Here is a 16,164-nt window from a genome sequence, read left to right on the forward strand (position 1 = left end):
TGGAGGGCCCGACATCAGGGAGGAAGACCATGACACTGAAGACATTGCTTACCGCCACCGCGGTTTCGGCGCTGCTCGCCGGTGCGGCGCAGGCCGATGTGAAGTTCGGCGCGCTCTACCCGTTCTCGGGAGGCCTCGCGCTGCTGGGCGAAGAGAGTTTCCGCGGCGTCGAACTGGCGGTCGAGGAGATCAACGCCGCCGGCGGCATCCAGGGCGAGCAGATCGAGCTGGTGCGCGGCGACGCGGTCGACAACAACCAGGCCATCGGCGAGGCCCGCCGGCTGATCAGCCGCGAGGGCGTGAAGGCGATCCTCGGCACCTATTCCTCGTCCCGCTCGATCGCGGCGAGCCAGGTGGCCGAGCTTTCGGGGATCCCGTATTTCGAGCTTGGCGCGGTGGCCGACGAGGTGACGGGGCGCAATCTGCAGTACCTCTTCCGCACCAACCCGACCGCCGAGACCATGGGCATCATGAGCATCGACATGATCCTCGACGAGATCGCGCCGGGACTTGGTGTCGAGGCCTCTGACCTGGTGATCGGCGTGATCCACGAGGACAGCGCCTACGGCACCTCGGTGGCTGGCCATCAGGAAGAGTACGGTGCCGAGAAGGGCCTGAACATCGTCACCGTGCAGGGCTATCCCAGCTCGACCGTGGACATGTCCTCGCTGGTGCTCGATCTGAAGGATCGCGGCGTGAACATCGTGCTGCAGACCTCGTACCAGAACGATTCCGTGCTGTTCCTGAACCAGTCGGCCGAGGCCGGGTTCGAACCCGATGCCATCATCGGCGGCGGTGGCGGCTACTCGCTGACCGCAACCGAAGAGGCGGTGGGCGAGCTGATGGAGGGCGTTCTGGATGTCGATTTCACCCAGTACGCGGTGAATACCGAGTTCACCCCGGGCCTTGAGGCGTTCCTCGCCGCCTATCAGGACAAGTACGGCGAGGATCCGCGCTCGGGCCATTCGCTGAACAACTACGTGGGCGCGATGGCGGTGCTCGAGGGCATCGATGCGGGGGAGGGGTTCGAGCCCGACCAGATCGTCGCGGCGGTGAAGGCCATCGACATCCCGTCGGGCGAGACCGCGGCGGGCTACGGCGTGCATTTCGGCGAGCAGAACCAGAATGACCGCGCGATGATGATGGGGATGCAGTGGCAGGGCGGCAAGCTCGTCACCGTCTACCCGCGCGACGCTGCCGTGGCCGAGTTCCAGATCGGCGACTGACGCCACCGGGCCGGGCCGCGCGCGTTTCGCGTCGCGGCCCGGCATGACCTTTTTCCGGAGACGCGCGAGACATGGACACCTTTCTTCAGATTGTCGCCAACGGGCTGATGCTCGGCGGGCTCTTCGCCATCGTGGCGGTGGGGCTCACCCTGATCTTCGGCATCGTCAAGGTGATCAACTTCGCCCACGGCGAGTTCCTCATGGTCGGGATGTACCTGACCTTCCTGCTGAGCACGGGCCTGGACGTGCACCCCTACCTGACCGCGGCGGCGGTGGCGCCGGCGCTGTTCGTGCTGGGGGCGCTGACCCAGCGTCTGCTGATCCAGCCGCTGATGTCGGCGCGCGACGAGCACGTCCAGATCTTCGCCACGGTGGGCCTGTCGACGGCACTGATGAACCTCGCGCTGCTGGTGTTCGGCGCCGATATCGCCAACACCCCGGCGCACGGAGTGCGCAGCCAGGTGATGCTGGGCGAGGTGCGCATCCTGACCGGGCAGCTCTGGGTGTTCGGCGCGGCAATCCTGCTCGTCATCGCCCTGCAGCTCTTCATGAAGAAGACCCGCACCGGCCGCGCCATCCGCGCCACGGCGCAGAACCGCGCCGCGGCCCGGCTGATGGGGATCAACGACAAGTTCATCTACGTCCTGACATTCGGCCTCGGCGCCGCCTGCGTGGGCCTCGGCTCGTCGCTGATCGCGCCGCTCTACCCGACCTCGCCGACCATCGGCACCTACTTCGTGCTGATCGCCTTCGTGTGCGTGGTGCTGGGCGGGCTGGGCTCGATCCCGGGCGCCTTCTTCGGAGCGCTGGTGATCGGCCTCGTGGATGCACTGTCGGGCTTCTACATCGGTTCCGACCTGCGCGAGGCGGTGGTGTTCACCATCTTCCTGCTGATCCTCATCCTGAAACCGTCGGGCCTGTTCGGGACCCGCATGACCCAGAGCCACGTATCGCCATGACCGAGACGACCTCCATGACCCAAGCCTCCGGCGGAGGCCTCTCCGCCCAGAAACTGGGCCTGATCGCGGTGGCCGTGCTGCTGGCCGGCCTGATCGCGGTGCCCGTCGCGGTGGGAGACGAGTTCGTCTACCACATCTTCATCACCATCTGCATCTTCGCTGCCCTGTCGACCGCGTGGAACATCGTCGGCGGCTATGCCGGCCAGCTCTCGCTCGGGCACGCGATCTTTTACGGCATCGGCGGCTATGCCGGTGTGATCCTCGTCAATTTCGGCATCTCGCCGTGGTTCGGCATGTTCGCAGGCGCCGCCGTGGCGGTGGTCGCGGCGATCGTGGTGTCGTGGCCCTGCTTCCGCCTGCACGGGCCGTTCTTTGCCCTCGCCACCATCGCCTTCCTCGAAGTGTTCCGCGTCCTCGCCCTGCATTTCCGCGACCTGACAGGCGGCGCAACGGGGCTGATGATCCAGCTCAATATCGGCTGGGAGTGGATGGTCTTCCGCGAGCGCTTCCCGGCGCTGCTGATCGCCTTCGGGATGCTGCTGGTCTGCCTCGCCGTGGCCTGGGCGATCCGCTCGCACCGGCTTGGCTTCTACCTCGTGGCCACCCGCGAGCGCGAGAGCGCGGCCAAGGCGGCGGGCGTCGGCACCGTCAAGGTCCGGCTGATGGCGGTGAGTGTCTCGGCGGCGCTGTCCGCGATGGTGGGCACGTTCCACGCGATGTACCTGACCTTCATCGAGCCGGAGTCGATGTTCTCGCTGCAGTTCTCGATCCAGATCGCCATGTTCGCCCTGATCGGCGGCATCGGCACCGTCTGGGGGCCGCTGCTTGGCGCCGTTCTTCTGGTGCCGATCACCGAGTTCGCACGCGGCGCGCTCGGCTCAGAGGCGATCGGCCTGCACGGCTTTGTCTACGGCGTGGTGCTGATGCTGGTGGTGCTGTTCCTGCCCAACGGCATCATGGGCGTGGTGCATCGCTTCACCTCGAGCTCGGAGAAGACCGAGGGCGAGCAGGCCGCACCGGTCGCCGCCGCGCCGCGCTCGGCGGTGCCGCATGAGCCGGGCCGCGAGGTGATGCGGGTCGAGGGGCTGCAGAAGCATTTCGGCGGCCTTCACGTGACCAACGACGTGGGCTTCACCCTGCGCGAGGGCGAGATCCTCGGGGTGATCGGGCCGAACGGCGCCGGCAAGACCACGGTGTTCAACATGCTCTCGGGCTTCCTCAAGCCCGATCAGGGCCGGGTGTCGGTGCTCTCGCCCTCGGGGGAGTGGCAGGAGCCGGCGACGCCGGCGGATTTCGCCACGCTTGGGGTCGGGCGGACGTTCCAGATCGTTCAGCCCTTCGCGGCGATGACGGTCGAGGAAAACATCATGGTCGGCGCCTTCCATCGCCACCCGCATGTGGGCGACGCCCGCGAGGCGGCGCGCGAGACGGCGCACCGGATGGGCCTTGGTCCATATCTCAACGCCGAGGCCGCAAGCCTGACCATCGGCGGCCTGAAGCGGCTCGAGGTGGCGCGGGTCATGGCAATGGAGCCGCGCATCCTGCTGCTTGATGAGGTCATGGCGGGCATCAACCAGACCGACGTGCGCCGCGCCGTGGACCTGATGCTGTCGATCCGCGACACCGGCGTCAGCATCATCGCCATCGAGCACGTGATGCAGGCGGTGATGTCGCTCTCGGATCGCGTGATCGTCATCAACTCCGGCCAGATCATCGCCCAGGGCGACCCGCAGAAGGTGGTGCGGGACCCGCAGGTGATCGAGGCCTATCTCGGGAAGGAGTTCACCCATGCTTGAGGTCAAGAATGTCGATGCGGGCTACGGCTCGACGGTGATCCTGCAGGACATCTCGCTGCATGTCGAGCCGGGCGAGGTGGTCACCATCGTGGGCGCCAACGGCGCCGGCAAGACCACGCTTCTGCGCACCATCTCGGGGCTGGTGAAGCCGCGCACCGGCGCGATCACCTTCGAGGGCAAGGACATCACCAAGCTCGAGGCGCATGACACCGTGGATCGGGGCATCACCCTGATCCCCGAGGGCCGGCAGCTTTTTCCGGACATGACGGTGCGCGACAACCTGTTGATGGGGGCCTATTGCCGCCACGCACGCGATTATCAGGACGACACGCTGCACGAGGTGCTCGAACTGTTCCCGCGACTGCGCGAGCGGCTTGACCAGCACGCCTCGTCGCTCTCGGGCGGCGAGCAGCAGATGGTGGCGATCGCGCGTGGAATGATGGCGCGGCCCAAGATCCTGATGTTCGACGAGCCCTCGCTGGGGCTCGCGCCGATCATCGTGTCGCAGGTCTTCGAGGTCATCGCGCAGGTGGCCGCCACCGGCACCACGGTGCTGATCGTGGAGCAGAATGTGTTCCACACGCTCAAGGCTGCGGATCGCGGCTACGTGCTCGAGAACGGGCGCATGGTGCTGACGGACGACGCCGATGCGCTGCTGCAGAACGACCACGTTCGACAGGCCTATCTGGGAATATGACGATGACACACCGCGAGACGACCCCCGCGCATCACGAGACGCGGGACAGCCATGCCGGACGAAGGGTACTGGTCACAGGCGCGGCCAAGGGCATCGGGCTGGCCATGGCCGAGGCCTTTGCCCGGCGCGGCGCCACCGTGGGGGTGCTCGACATCGACGCCACCGAAGTCGCGGCGGCAGTCGCGGGCCTGCCCGGCACCGGCATCGCGATGACCGGAGACGTCAGCGATTACGCCAGCCTGTCGCGGGCCATCGCGCAGGCCGAGGCAGAGATCGGCGGCGCCTTCGACACACTGATCAACAATGCCGGGATTTCGCCCAAGCACGCGGGCGTGGCCCACAAGGTCTGGGAGATGGACCCGGAGGAATGGCGCCGGGTGGTCGATGTGAACCTCACCGGCTCGTTCAACTGCATCCGTGCGCTGACGCCTGCGATGGTCGAGGCCGGGCGGGGGTGGATCGTCAACACCTCCTCGGTGGCGGGCAAGACCTACTTTCCCATCGTCGCCTGCCACTACGCCGCGACCAAGTCTGCGATCATCGGCTTCACCAAGCACCTCGCGGGCGAGCTCGGCCCGCACGGCATCCGGGTGAACGCGCTGGCACCGGGGCGGATCGCCACGCCGATGGTGGCGGGAGTGGCGCCCGAGCTGAACGAGGCCGAGGTGCGCCGCACGCCGCTCGGCCGGCTGGGCGAGCCCGCCGAGGTGGCCGACACGGCGCTCTGGCTGACCTCCCCGGAATCGAGCTTTGTCACCGGCCAGACGATCGACGTCGCCGGCGGCCTCTCCATGACCTGAAAGGACCGGCATGAGCTTCATGAATTTCATCGGCGGCGCGCAGACCGGCCACGCGCGCGAGGAGAACACCGGGATCGGCCTGCCCGCGGGAACCTGCACGCAGGCCCCGCGGTTCCGCGCCGATGCCGGGGCGGGTCGGGTGAGAGTATTTCTCCCGGCCGCGGGCGTCGATGACCACGAGCCGGTCGCAGGCCGCAGAGGCCCGGGCGACGCGGCGCGCGCGTTCCACACCACGATCAAGACGGCCTGCACGCTGCCATGACCCAGATCACCGGTCATACCCGCCTTTACGGGATCCTCGCCGATCCGATTGCCCATGTGAAAACCCCGCAGGTCATGGCCGAGGTTTTTGCCCGCCACGGGGTCGACGGCGTCCTCGTGCCGATGCACGTGAGCCCCGAGCAACTGCCGCAGGCGCTCGACGGGCTGCGGGCGATGCGCAACTTCGGCGGGTTCATCGCCACGGTGCCGCACAAGCCCGCAATGCTGGATCTGTGCGACGCCGTCGAGGGAGATGCCGCCCGCATCGGCGCGGTGAACTGCGTGCGCCGTGACGAGGACGGGCGCATGATCGGGGCGATGCTCGACGGCATCGGTTTTGTCGAGGGGCTGCGTCAGGCCGGGATCGATCCGGGCGGCGCGCGGGTCCTGCTCGCCGGGGCAGGGGGCGCGGCCTCGGCCATCGCCTTTGCTCTGGCGGAGGCTGGGGCCGCGGCGCTGACGATCCTCAACCGCACCGCCTCCAAGGCCGACGATCTCGCGCAGAGGGTCTCGGCGGCCTATCCGGGCTGCCGCGCCGAGGGGTGCAGCAGTATCGCCGATCCGGGCGGCTATGACATCGTCGCCAACGCCACCTCTCTGGGGCTGCGGGCGGGAGATCCGCTGCCGCTCTCCCCGGAGGGGTTGCACGCGGGCCAGATCGTCGCCGAGGCGATCATGGAGCCAGAGGTGACGCCGCTCCTCGCCGAGGCCGCCGCGCGGGGCGCGCGCTGCCATCCGGGCCTGCCGATGCTGCGCTGCCAGATCGAACTGATGGCCCGGCACATGGGCGCCATCCCGGGCGAGGCGCTGAACGCCGCCGCGGCGACCGGGGCGGCGCGATGAGCGAGGCGTTCGATTACATCATCGTCGGCGGCGGCACCGCCGGCTGCGTGCTGGCAAACCGGCTCTCGGAGGATCCGCGCAACCGCGTGCTGTTGATTGAGGCCGGGCCGCGTCCGCTCAGCCCGTGGATCCCGATCCCGGCCGGCTTTTACAAGCTGCTCACCAACCCCAAGTTCAACTGGCGGTTCCAGTCGACCCCCGAGCCTGCCACCGGCAATCGCGAGATCGCCATTCCTCGCGGCAAGGGGCTTGGCGGCTCGACGCTGATCAACGGCATGATCTACGTCCGCGGCCAGCCGCAGGATTACGACGGCTGGGCCCAGTCGGGCTGCACCGGCTGGGGCTGGGATGCGGTCGAGCCGGTGTTCCGCCGGCTCGAGCGCTATGCCGGCCCCGATACCGACGGCGCCCGTGGCCGCGAGGGCCGGCTCGATCTCTGCGAGGTGCAGGAGCGCCCGGCCATCGGCGAGGCCTTCCTGTCCGCCGCCGAGGCGTCGGGTCATCCGCGCAACCCCGATTACAATGGCTGCCGTCAGGACGGGGTCGGCTGGTATCAGGTGAACCAGAAGAACGGCCGCCGCGCGAGCGCCTATGCCGCCTATCTCGCGCCCGTGCGCACCCGCCCGAACCTCGAGATCCGCACCGGGCTGCGGGTGACGAAGATCGAGATCACGGAGCGTCGCGCCAGCGGTGTCCGCGTGCAGGGCGCTGATGGCGAGCGTGTCCTGACCGCCCGTCGCGAGGTGATCCTGAGCGCCGGCGCGGTGCAGAGCCCGCATCTGCTCGAGCTGTCGGGCATCGGCGACCCGGAGCGGCTGTCGCGCCTCGGAATCGAGACCCGGGTGGCGGCGCCGCAGGTCGGCGAGAACTACTCGGACCATTTCTGCACCCGCCTGAACTGGCGGGTGCGCCGCCCCGAAACGCTCAACCAGCTCAGCCGCGGCCCGCAGCTCGCCCGCGAAGTGCTGCGCTACCTGCTGTTCCGGCGCGGCATCCTGACCTACGGCACTGGCCTTGCGCACGGCTTCATCCGCACCCGCGAGGGGCTTGCCGGGCCGGATGTGCAGTTCTTCTTCATGCACGCAAGTTATGCCAACGCCGCCGAGCGCAAGCTCGAGCGCGCGCCCGGCATGACGCTCGGGGTCACCCAGCTGCGGCCGGAAAGCCGGGGATCGATTCACGCAGGCTCTCCGCGCATCGAGGACCAGCCCGAGATCCGCCCGAACTTCCTCGCCACCGCAGAGGACCGGCGGGTGATGATCGACGGCATGATCGAGGGGCGCCGGATCATCGAGGCCGCGCCGATGGACGACTGGCGCGATCACGAGATGTCACCGGGGCCGGGGTGCAGCACCCGTGAGGACTGGCTGGCCTTTGCACGGCAGAACGGCCAGACGATCTACCACGCGGCGGGCACCTGCCGGATGGGAAGCGATGAGGGCGCGGTGGTCGATCCGCAGATGCGGCTGCGCGGGGTCGAGGGGCTGCGGGTGATCGACGCTTCGGTGATGCCGACGCAGGTCTCGGGCAATGCCCAGGCGGCGGTCTTCATGCTGGCCGAGCGCGGCGCGGATTTCATCCTCAGTGCGGCACAGTAAACTGGCAATTCGCCCTGCCTTTGCTGACGTCCTGCCTTAGGCTGCTCGTATGTGCGCGCGCCACTTGAACCGCCACTCCCACGACCTGCGAGGGCAGGGGCGGCAGCGCACCACAACATCCGAAGAATGGGACTCGTGTTGATCCCTGCGGGTGTCAGCGCTTCGCATCGGACGCGCTCTTCATCCTGGGTCCTGCGCGGCAGTCCAGAGGCTGTTGAACGCCCCGGTCAGGCGCCGAGATTACCCAGCATCTTATGCATAACGGCAAGGAAGGTCTCGTAATCCTGCGGCGGGATGTCGGCCAGCATGCGGGCCTCGCACTCAAGCGCGATGGCCAGGATCTCGGCATGGACCTCTTGCCCCTCATCGGTCAGCCACCAGCTGCGCCGGCGCAGATCGCTGCCGGCGGCGGCGTAGCTGGCGAGCCCGCGCGCTTCGAGCAGCTTAAGCGATCGGCTGGCCGCCGCCTTGTCGAGCCGGATCACCTCGCAGATGCGGTTGGCGGTGATCTCGGGCTCGATGTTGAGCATCGCCATGACCCGCCAGTCGACGATGCCGAGGTCGAAATCGCGCCGGTAGATCGCAGAGGTCTGTCGCTGCCAGGCGCTGCTTACGGCGTTTAGGAGGAACGGCGCGTAGTGGTCGATGTCGAGGATTCGGATCCCGGCACGGTCTCGGGTCGGGCTCAAGAGGCGGTCCATCGGTTTGTCGGTCACGGCGCGGCAGCTCCAGGTTCGGTCATGCGGCTGTCAGGTCATAATTCCTTTGCAGCAGGCTGTCACGGGTCGGCACCGGGGCGGCGGCCAGCAAACGCCGTGCCTTCATGTGGATCTTGGCGTTATTGATGGTTTCGACGGCAGTCAGGCGCCCGTCGCGGAAGCGCAGCACCGCGCCATCCTCGAGCGTGACGCTGTCATCCGTGGGATCGGCAAGCCCCGCGATCTGCAGCTTCAGATTGGACTGGTCCGACCAGAACCACGGCACCGCGGCGTAGGGCGTGGCCGTGCCGGTCCCGATGGTCCTGGCGATGGCGCGGGCGTGATCGGTGGCGGCCTGCACGCTCTCGAGCCGGATGCGGCGTCCGCTGCCGGGCTCGGGGAAGGCGGCGCAATCGCCAAGCGCGAAGATGCGCGGATCGCGCGTGCGCAGCTCTGCATCCACCGCGATGCCGTTGGCGATCTCGAGCCCGGCGGCCTCGGCCAGCTCGGTGTTGGGGCGCACTCCGGCGGCGAGCAGGACGAGATCACCAGCGATCTCGGTGCCGTCGGCGAGGGTCAGCCCGGTCTCGGTGACCTCGGTCACGCCATTGGCGAGATGCAGCGCGGTGCCGAGCGCCTCGTGCAACTCGCGGAAGCGGCGCGACATCTCCGGCGAGACCGCGCGCGCCATCAGCCGCGGTGCGGCCTCGGCGACGCTGACCTCGTGGCCCAGTCCCGCCGCCACCGCCGCGAACTCGAGCCCGATGAAGCCGCCGCCGATCACCGCAACCTTGCGCGGGCGATCGAGCGCGGCGCGCAGCGCGGCGGCATCGTCCAGCGTGCGAAGATCGAGCGCGCGGTCGATGCCCGGGATGGCCGGGCGCAGGTTGCGCGTGCCGGTGGCCAGGATCAGGTGATCGAAGGGCAGCGCCTCGGCGCCGACGCGGACCACCCCTGCCTCGCGGTCGATGGCGTCGACCCACTCCCCCGTCCGCAGGGTGATGTCCTTGGTGGCAAAGAAGCTCTCCGGCCGCAGCGCCAGCTTGTCGGCCTCGCCGGTCTTGAGGAAGGCCTTGGAGAGCGCCGGACGCTGGTAGGGCAGCCCCGGCTCGCCGCCGATCAGCGTGATCGGGCCGGAATGCCCCTCCTGCCGCAGCGACATGGCGGCCTGCAGCCCGCCCTGTCCCGCGCCGATGATGACGACGCGCCCCGCGCTCACACCTGCTCCTCCGGCAGGTGCACGACCAGCCCGTCGAGCGCCTCGCTCAGGGTGATCTGGCAAGACAGACGCGAGCGCCCGGTGACCTCGCAGACCGCGCTTTCGAGCATATCTTCCTCGCCATCCATGCGCGCGCCCGTGGCCGCCTGCCAGTCGTCATCGACATAGCAATGGCAGGTGGCGCACATCATCGAGCCGCCGCACTCGCCGACGATGCCGTCGAGCCCGTTGGCGATGGCGAGGCTCATGACGCTGTCGCCGGGATCGCCTTCGAGCTCGGTGCGGGTGCCGTCATGGGCGACGTAGGTTACCTTGACCATGAGATGCCTCTTCAGTTCGGAATGAGTGTGATGGGCAGCCGGTCGAGCGCCCGGATCGCGTTGTTGGGACGCCAGACAGCGTCTCCGGTGGGTTCGATCCGATCGACCTTGCGGATCAGTGCGCCCAGCACCGCCTCGAGCTCGCCGCGGGCGATGTTCTGGCCGACGCAGCCGTGGATGCCAGCGCCGAAGGCCACATGGCCCACCGGCTTGCGGTCGACGCGGAAGACCTCCGGGTCGCCCCATTTCTCGGGGTCCATGTTGGCCGCGCCCAGCACGCAGAGCACCTTGCTGCCCTCCTCGACCGGAAAGCCCGCGATCTCGGTGTCGCGCCCGGCGGTGCGGCCGAAGGTGTGTACCGGCGAGGTGTAGCGCAGAACCTCCTCGAAGGCCGGGCGGATGAGCGTCGGGTCGGCTTTCAGGGCCTCCCACTGGCCGGGGTTCTGCGACAGGCACCAGAGCGCGTTGCCGATGCCGGTCACCGTTGTATCGACGCCCGCCGACAGAAAGGAGCGCACCAGCATCCCGGCCTCGGCCTCGGTCAGCGTGCCATCTTGGGCGGAGGCGTAGACCATCGCGCCGAGCCCGTCCCCGCTCAGCCGGTCGCGGGCGCAGGCGGCGTTGATCCAGGGCACGATCTCGCCGGCGTGGCGCATCGCCTCGCGGCGCAGCGCATTGTCGGGGCCGACGGCGTTGAACACCATGGCGCCGTAATCCACGAGGTGGCGCGGGTTGACGTCGGTCATGCCGACCGCCTTGGGGAAGACAGTGGTCGGGAAGGCCTCGGCAAAATCGGTGACCGCCTCGATCGTGCCCCTTTCGAGCAAGTCGTCGACGAGGCGGTCGGCGGTCTCGTGGAACAGCTCGGCAAAGCCTTTCACCACCTTGGGCGAGAGCGCCCGCGACATCACCTTGCGGGTGCGGGTGTGATCGGGCTGGTCGACCTCGAGGATGATCGAGGGCGGGCGCCACGGGTCTTCGAGCTTGAAATCGTTCAGGCCCACGCCCCGCGAGGAGACGAAGTTTTCGTGGTCGGAGAATACCTTGCGGGTGATCTCGTAGCGCCCCACGGCGAGCACGCTGTAGCGCGGGATATAGGCCAGATCGCCCTGTGCGCGCAGTTCGGCATAATAGTCGAGCGGGTCGCGCAGGATCGCGGTGTGGTAGGGATCGACATCCCAGACCGCGACGCCGCCTGCGGGGATGATGGGCTTGTGGCCTTCGATGAGTGTCATGGCAGGTCCTTTCTCGGCTCAGTCCGCCAGCGCGACGCCGACATGGCGGTGCAGAAGCTCCGCATCCTGTCGCAGCGCCTCGGCGGGTCCTTCGTGCACGATGGTGCCGTTGGCCATAAGCAGGGCGCGGTTGGCGAAGGCCAGCGCGGCCTCGGCGTGTTGCTCGACCAGCACCACGGCGCGGCGGCCATCGCTGGCGAGTTGTTCGAACACCTCCATGAGCTGCTCGCAGATCACCGGGGCGAGCCCCTCGAGCGGCTCGTCGAGCAGGATCACGTCGGGCCGGGTCATCAGGGTGCGGGCGATGGAGAGCATCTGCTGCTCGCCGCCCGAGAGCTGGGTGCCGCCGTTGCGGCGGCGCTCCTTGAGGCGCGGGAAGAGGGTGTAGGCCTCGTCGAGCGTGGCGTCGCCCCGCAGGCATGACAGCAGGTTTTCCTCGACCGTGAGCGAGGGGAAGATATCGCGGGTCTGCGGCACCAGCCCGAGCCCCAGCGCGTTGCGCTTGTAGGGGGCGAGCCGGTCGATGGCGCGGCCCTTGTACTGGACGCTGCCGCCATGCATCCGGGTCAGGCCCATGATGGTGTTGAGGAGCGTCGTCTTGCCCGCCCCGTTGCGCCCGATCACCGCCAGCCGCTCACCCGGCACGACGGTGAGATCGATGCCGCGCAGGACATGGGTCGGACCGTAGCCTGCGGTGACGTCTTTCAGTTTCAGCGTGGTGTCAGCCTGCGCCTCAGCCATGCGCCCCTCCCAGGTAAAGCTCGCGCACCTGCGCGTTGGTGGCGATCTCTTGTGGCGTGCCCTCGGTGAGGATGCGCCCCTGCACCAGCACCACGATCGAGGTCGCGACGCGGAACACGAGATCCATGTCATGCTCGATCACCAGCACCGCGAGATCGTGCGGCAGCCGCTCTATCGCTTCGATGATCAGGTGGGTTTCGCTCGAGGGCACGCCGGCGGCGGGCTCGTCGAGGATCAGCACCCGCGGCTTCAGCGCCAGGCTCAGCGCCATCTCGACCAGACGCTGCTGACCATAGGCCAGATCGAGCACCGGGCGGTCGGCCAGCGGGCCGAGGTCGAACTGGTCGATCAGCGCCGCGACCTCGTCCTCGATGGCGCGGTTGCTGTCGGCACGGGCGAACATGCGCCGCCCCAGCCCCTCGCGCTCCAGCACCGGCAGGCGCAGGTTCTCGCGCACCGTGAGGCGCGGAAACAGCGTGGTGATCTGGAAGGTCTTGGCGATGCCGCGCTTGACCCGCTGCGCCTCGTCGAGCCCGGCGATGTCCTCGCCATCGAAGCGGATGGCGCCGCCCGAGGGGCTGAGGATGCCGGTCACAAGGTTTGCAAAGGTGCTCTTGCCCGCCCCGTTGGGGCCGATCAGCGCCTTGCGCGCCCCGGGCTTCAGGTCGAAGTCGATGCTCTCCGACACCACCAGCCCGCCGAAATGCTTGCTGAGCCCGCGAACCTCAAGACCCTGCATGACGACCTCCCTTGGCGAGACGTTTGAGGCTGGTGGGCAGCGCCGCGATGCCCGATGGCAGGAAGAACACCACCGCCAGCACCAGCGCGCCGATGACGAAGAGCCAGTTAAAAGGATCGTTGGCGGCGGCGGTGTGGTGCACCGCCATGAAGATCACCGTGCCCAGCACCGCGCCGTAGAGCCGCCCGGTGCCGCCGAGGATCAGCATGATCAGCGCCTCCGCCGAGAGCGTGAAGGAAAACGCCTCGAGGCTGACGAGTTGGGTGATCTGGGCGCTGAGCGCACCGGCGATGCCGGCGATGCCGCCGCCCAGCGTGTAGGCCGCGAGCCTGCGGCGATAGACCGAGACGCCGATCGCCTCCATGCGCGCGGGGCTTTCGTGGATGCCGCGCAGCGACAGCCCGAAGGGCGAGCGCCCGATGACGAAGAGCGCGGCAAAGACCAGCCCCGCGATAGTGAGCGCGTACCAGTAGCCGGTGATGCCGATGAAATCGAACTCCCATAGCCCGAGCACCTTGCCGGGGCGGATGCCGCGCATCCCGTCGGCGCCACCGGTGACCTCGCGCGCCTGGTTGGCGATCTCGGCGCAGATCTGCGCCACGGCGATGGTGAGCATGATCAACGTGAGGCCCTGCGTGCGCATCAGCACCGCGCCCGACAGCGCCGCCAGCGCCCCCCCTGCGAGCGCGCCGATCAGCAGCCCCGCGACCGGATCGGCCCAGACATGGATCGCGAAGAGCCCGGCGGCATAGGCGCCGGCGCCATACATCGCCGCCTGCCCCAGCGTCGCGATGCCCGCAAAGCCCAGCACCAGGTCGAGCGAGAGCACCAGCACGATCATGATCAGGATGCGGGTCAGGAAGGCGAGGTTGTAGGGAAAGAGGAAGAAGGCCGCGACCGCTGCAATCAGCATGACGAGCGCGGGAATGAACGGACGGGTCATCACGAGGCCCTCCCCAAAAGGCCCTGCGGGCGCAGCGCCAGGAACAGGATCACCAGCGCAAAGGTGACGATGGTGGCGAAGTCGGGCAGCAGGTAGCGGCTCGCGGTCTCGACGAGCCCGATAGCCAGCGCCGCCGCAAAGGAACCGAGGATCGAGCCCAGCCCGCCAATGGCGACGACGATGAGAAACAGGACCATGTAGCGCAGCGGGTAATAGGCATCGATGGGCAGCAACTCCGCCCCGAGGATGCCGCCGAGCGCCGCGAGCCCCGCGCCGAGCGCGAAGGTCAGCGTGTAGATCGTCCCGGTGTCGATGCCGAGCGCCGAGGCGGTGTCGCGGTTGTCGACCGCGGCGCGCAGGCGGATGCCGAAGCGGGTGCGGTCGAGCAGCGCCCAGAGGCCGAGGATCACCGCGAGGCCCACCACGATCACCGTCACCCGGTGCGCCGTGAGCTGGCGGAAACCGAGGTCGATCGAGCGTTGCAGCGCCTCGGGCAGCGGGATCGCGAGCAGTGAGGAGCCGAGCCAGAGGTTGACGGTTGCGATCATCAGGAAGGTCAGGCCGATCGTGGCCAGCACCTGCTGCAACTCGCCAAAGCCGTAGATCCGGCGGTAGACCAGCCGCTCGAGCGGGATGGCCAGCGCGACGGTGCCGGCGATGGCCAGTGCCGCGGCGGCGACGAAGGGTAGGCCCAGCTCGCGGCCCAGCCAATGCGCCAGCGCGCCGCCGATCAGGGCGAATCCGCCATGGGCAAGGTTGACGACCCGCATCAGTCCCATGGTCACCGACAGGCCGACGGCGATCATGAAAAGGATCATGCCGTAGGCGATGCCGTCGACCGCGATGTTGAGAAGAAGGCTCATGATGTGTCTCGCGTTCAGGTGGGACGGGCCAGCGCTTGCCGGCCCGTCCTGACGGTCACTTCGTCCAGCCGAGATCGCCGACGGTGGCGATCACGCCCTGCTCGACATTCTCCAGCAGTCCGGTCTCGGCATTGCGCGCGACCTCGCGGATATAGACGTTCTGGATCACCGTGCGGGTCTCGGGATCCATCTCGAGCGGGCCGCGCGGACTCTCCCACTCGAGACCAAGCGCCGCCTCGACCGCCTTCGGCCCGTCGGAGCCTGCCGCCTCGACCATCTCGTAGATCAGGTGCACGCCGTCATAGGCGCCGACCGAGGCCCAGTTGGCGATCGCATCGGGATGCAGCTCGCTCAGCGCGGTCAGAAAGGCGCGGTTGGCTTCGCTGTCATGGGCGGGGGAGTAGTGGTAGACGGTCTGCAGCCCCTCCGCCATCTCGCCCAGACCCTGCAAGTTGATCTCCTCGGTCTCGGCGGTGCCTAGGAAGGTGATCCCGGCCTCGCGCAGCCCGTTCTCGTTGTATGTCTTGGTGTAGGAGAAGGTTGGCGGCCCGCCGGGCAGGAAGGTGAAGACCGCATCCGGCGCCTCGTCCTTCACGCGCTGCAGGATCGGGGTGAAATCGGTCGTCGACAGCGGCATCCGAACGCTCTCGATGACCTCGCCGCCCTTCGCCTCGAAGGCCGCCTTGAAGGCGGTCTCGGCATCGATGCCGGGGCCGTAATCGGTCACCGTGGTGACGACGGTGCGGATGCCCTGATCGTAGGCCCATTCCGCCGCCGGGGCGGAGACCTGCGGCAGCGTGTAGCTGGTGCGCAGGTAGAACGGGCTCTCCTTGTTGATCGTCGAGGTGGCGGCATTGAAGATCACCGTGGGGGTCTCCGACTGGGTGATCACCGGGCCGACCGCCAGCGCGTTCGGGGTGAAGGTGAAGCCCGCGAGGTAATCGACCCGGTCGCGGATCAGCAGCTCCTGCGCCAGCGCCCGCGATTGGTCGGGGTTCACGCCGCCGACATCCTTGTAGATGAAGCTGATCTCGTGCTCGCCGGCGACGGTGCCGTGCTGCGACTGGAACGCCTCGATCGCCTGCTGGTACTGGATGCCGTACTGGGCGAAGGGGCCGGAGAACGGCGCGATGACGCCCACCTTGATCTCATCGGCGGCTGCGGCAGCCAAGCCGAGGCCGCAGACCGCCGAGACGGCGGTCAGGATGTGTCGGATAGTCATGGTT

The 16,164-nt window shown here is 68.3% G+C and carries 17 protein-coding genes; 8 read left to right on the plus strand and 9 right to left on the minus strand.

The window, feature by feature from the left end:
- The first annotated feature begins 29 nt into the window (after positions 1–29).
- The 8 genes from LCM15_RS17825 to LCM15_RS17860 all read left to right on the plus strand — a co-directional run bounded on the left by LCM15_RS17825 (position 30) and on the right by LCM15_RS17860 (position 8,180).
- Positions 30–1,226, plus strand: coding sequence for an ABC transporter substrate-binding protein (locus LCM15_RS17825; protein WP_224858791.1), 1,197 nt, complete (start codon positions 30–32; stop codon positions 1,224–1,226).
- A gap of 71 nt (positions 1,227–1,297) precedes the next feature.
- Positions 1,298–2,185 carry a branched-chain amino acid ABC transporter permease gene (locus LCM15_RS17830; RefSeq protein WP_224858793.1) on the plus strand — a complete coding sequence of 296 codons (888 nt, stop codon included), beginning with the start codon at positions 1,298–1,300 and terminating at the stop codon, positions 2,183–2,185.
- Positions 2,182–3,981: an ABC transporter permease subunit gene (locus tag LCM15_RS17835; RefSeq protein WP_224858795.1), complete on the plus strand. Its 1,800-nt coding sequence runs from the start codon at positions 2,182–2,184 to the stop codon at positions 3,979–3,981. Before LCM15_RS17830 ends, LCM15_RS17835 begins: the two co-directional genes overlap by 4 nt.
- Complete coding sequence (locus LCM15_RS17840; RefSeq protein WP_224858797.1) at positions 3,974–4,678, plus strand: ABC transporter ATP-binding protein; 705 nt, start codon at positions 3,974–3,976, stop codon at positions 4,676–4,678. Before LCM15_RS17835 ends, LCM15_RS17840 begins: the two co-directional genes overlap by 8 nt.
- 2 nt (positions 4,679–4,680) lie before the next feature.
- Positions 4,681–5,478: a 3-oxoacyl-ACP reductase FabG gene (gene fabG / locus LCM15_RS17845; RefSeq protein WP_224858799.1), complete on the plus strand. Its 798-nt coding sequence runs from the start codon at positions 4,681–4,683 to the stop codon at positions 5,476–5,478.
- Positions 5,479–5,488: 10 nt separating this feature from the next.
- Positions 5,489–5,740 (plus strand): hypothetical protein, encoded by a 252-nt coding sequence (locus tag LCM15_RS17850; protein ID WP_224858801.1) that lies wholly within the window; start codon positions 5,489–5,491, stop codon positions 5,738–5,740.
- The gene (locus LCM15_RS17855) at positions 5,737–6,582 is read left to right on the plus strand and encodes a shikimate dehydrogenase family protein (RefSeq protein WP_224858803.1); all 846 of its coding nucleotides are present in this window, start codon (positions 5,737–5,739) and stop codon (positions 6,580–6,582) included. Before LCM15_RS17850 ends, LCM15_RS17855 begins: the two co-directional genes overlap by 4 nt.
- Positions 6,579–8,180 (plus strand): GMC family oxidoreductase, encoded by a 1,602-nt coding sequence (locus LCM15_RS17860; protein WP_224858805.1) that lies wholly within the window; start codon positions 6,579–6,581, stop codon positions 8,178–8,180. Before LCM15_RS17855 ends, LCM15_RS17860 begins: the two co-directional genes overlap by 4 nt.
- Before the next feature lie 227 nt (positions 8,181–8,407).
- Here the strand turns inward: LCM15_RS17860 and LCM15_RS17865 are convergent, their stop codons facing one another.
- The 9 genes from LCM15_RS17865 to LCM15_RS17905 are packed head-to-tail and all read right to left on the minus strand — an operon-like array spanning position 8,408 to position 16,160.
- Positions 8,408–8,869, minus strand: coding sequence for a MarR family winged helix-turn-helix transcriptional regulator (locus tag LCM15_RS17865; protein ID WP_224858807.1), 462 nt, complete (start codon positions 8,867–8,869; stop codon positions 8,408–8,410).
- Positions 8,870–8,918: 49 nt separating this feature from the next.
- Entirely contained in the window at positions 8,919–10,097 is a 1,179-nt protein-coding gene (locus LCM15_RS17870; RefSeq protein ID WP_224858808.1) for an NAD(P)/FAD-dependent oxidoreductase, read from the minus strand.
- The gene (locus LCM15_RS17875) at positions 10,094–10,417 is read right to left on the minus strand and encodes a 2Fe-2S iron-sulfur cluster-binding protein (protein ID WP_224858810.1); all 324 of its coding nucleotides are present in this window, start codon (positions 10,415–10,417) and stop codon (positions 10,094–10,096) included. Before LCM15_RS17875 ends, LCM15_RS17870 begins: the two co-directional genes overlap by 4 nt.
- Before the next feature lie 11 nt (positions 10,418–10,428).
- The gene (locus LCM15_RS17880) at positions 10,429–11,652 is read right to left on the minus strand and encodes a cytochrome P450 (RefSeq protein WP_224858812.1); all 1,224 of its coding nucleotides are present in this window, start codon (positions 11,650–11,652) and stop codon (positions 10,429–10,431) included.
- 18 nt (positions 11,653–11,670) lie between these two features.
- Positions 11,671–12,393 carry an ABC transporter ATP-binding protein gene (locus LCM15_RS17885; RefSeq protein WP_224858814.1) on the minus strand — a complete coding sequence of 241 codons (723 nt, stop codon included), beginning with the start codon at positions 12,391–12,393 and terminating at the stop codon, positions 11,671–11,673.
- Positions 12,386–13,132: an ABC transporter ATP-binding protein gene (locus LCM15_RS17890; RefSeq protein WP_224858816.1), complete on the minus strand. Its 747-nt coding sequence runs from the start codon at positions 13,130–13,132 to the stop codon at positions 12,386–12,388. Before LCM15_RS17890 ends, LCM15_RS17885 begins: the two co-directional genes overlap by 8 nt.
- The gene (locus LCM15_RS17895; RefSeq protein WP_224858818.1) at positions 13,119–14,075 is read right to left on the minus strand and encodes a branched-chain amino acid ABC transporter permease; all 957 of its coding nucleotides are present in this window, start codon (positions 14,073–14,075) and stop codon (positions 13,119–13,121) included. The genes LCM15_RS17890 and LCM15_RS17895 overlap by 14 nt, the downstream gene beginning before the upstream one ends.
- Positions 14,075–14,938 (minus strand): branched-chain amino acid ABC transporter permease, encoded by an 864-nt coding sequence (locus LCM15_RS17900; RefSeq protein ID WP_224858820.1) that lies wholly within the window; start codon positions 14,936–14,938, stop codon positions 14,075–14,077. The genes LCM15_RS17895 and LCM15_RS17900 overlap by 1 nt, the downstream gene beginning before the upstream one ends.
- Positions 14,939–14,993: 55 nt before the next feature.
- On the minus strand, positions 14,994–16,160 hold the full coding sequence (locus LCM15_RS17905) for an ABC transporter substrate-binding protein (protein WP_224858822.1): 1,167 nt from the start codon (positions 16,158–16,160) through the stop codon (positions 14,994–14,996).
- Positions 16,161–16,164: the final 4 nt, after the last annotated feature.

This window comes from Salipiger bermudensis (assembly GCF_020171625.1).
GTDB classification, from domain to species: Bacteria; Pseudomonadota; Alphaproteobacteria; order Rhodobacterales; family Rhodobacteraceae; genus Salipiger; species Salipiger bermudensis_B.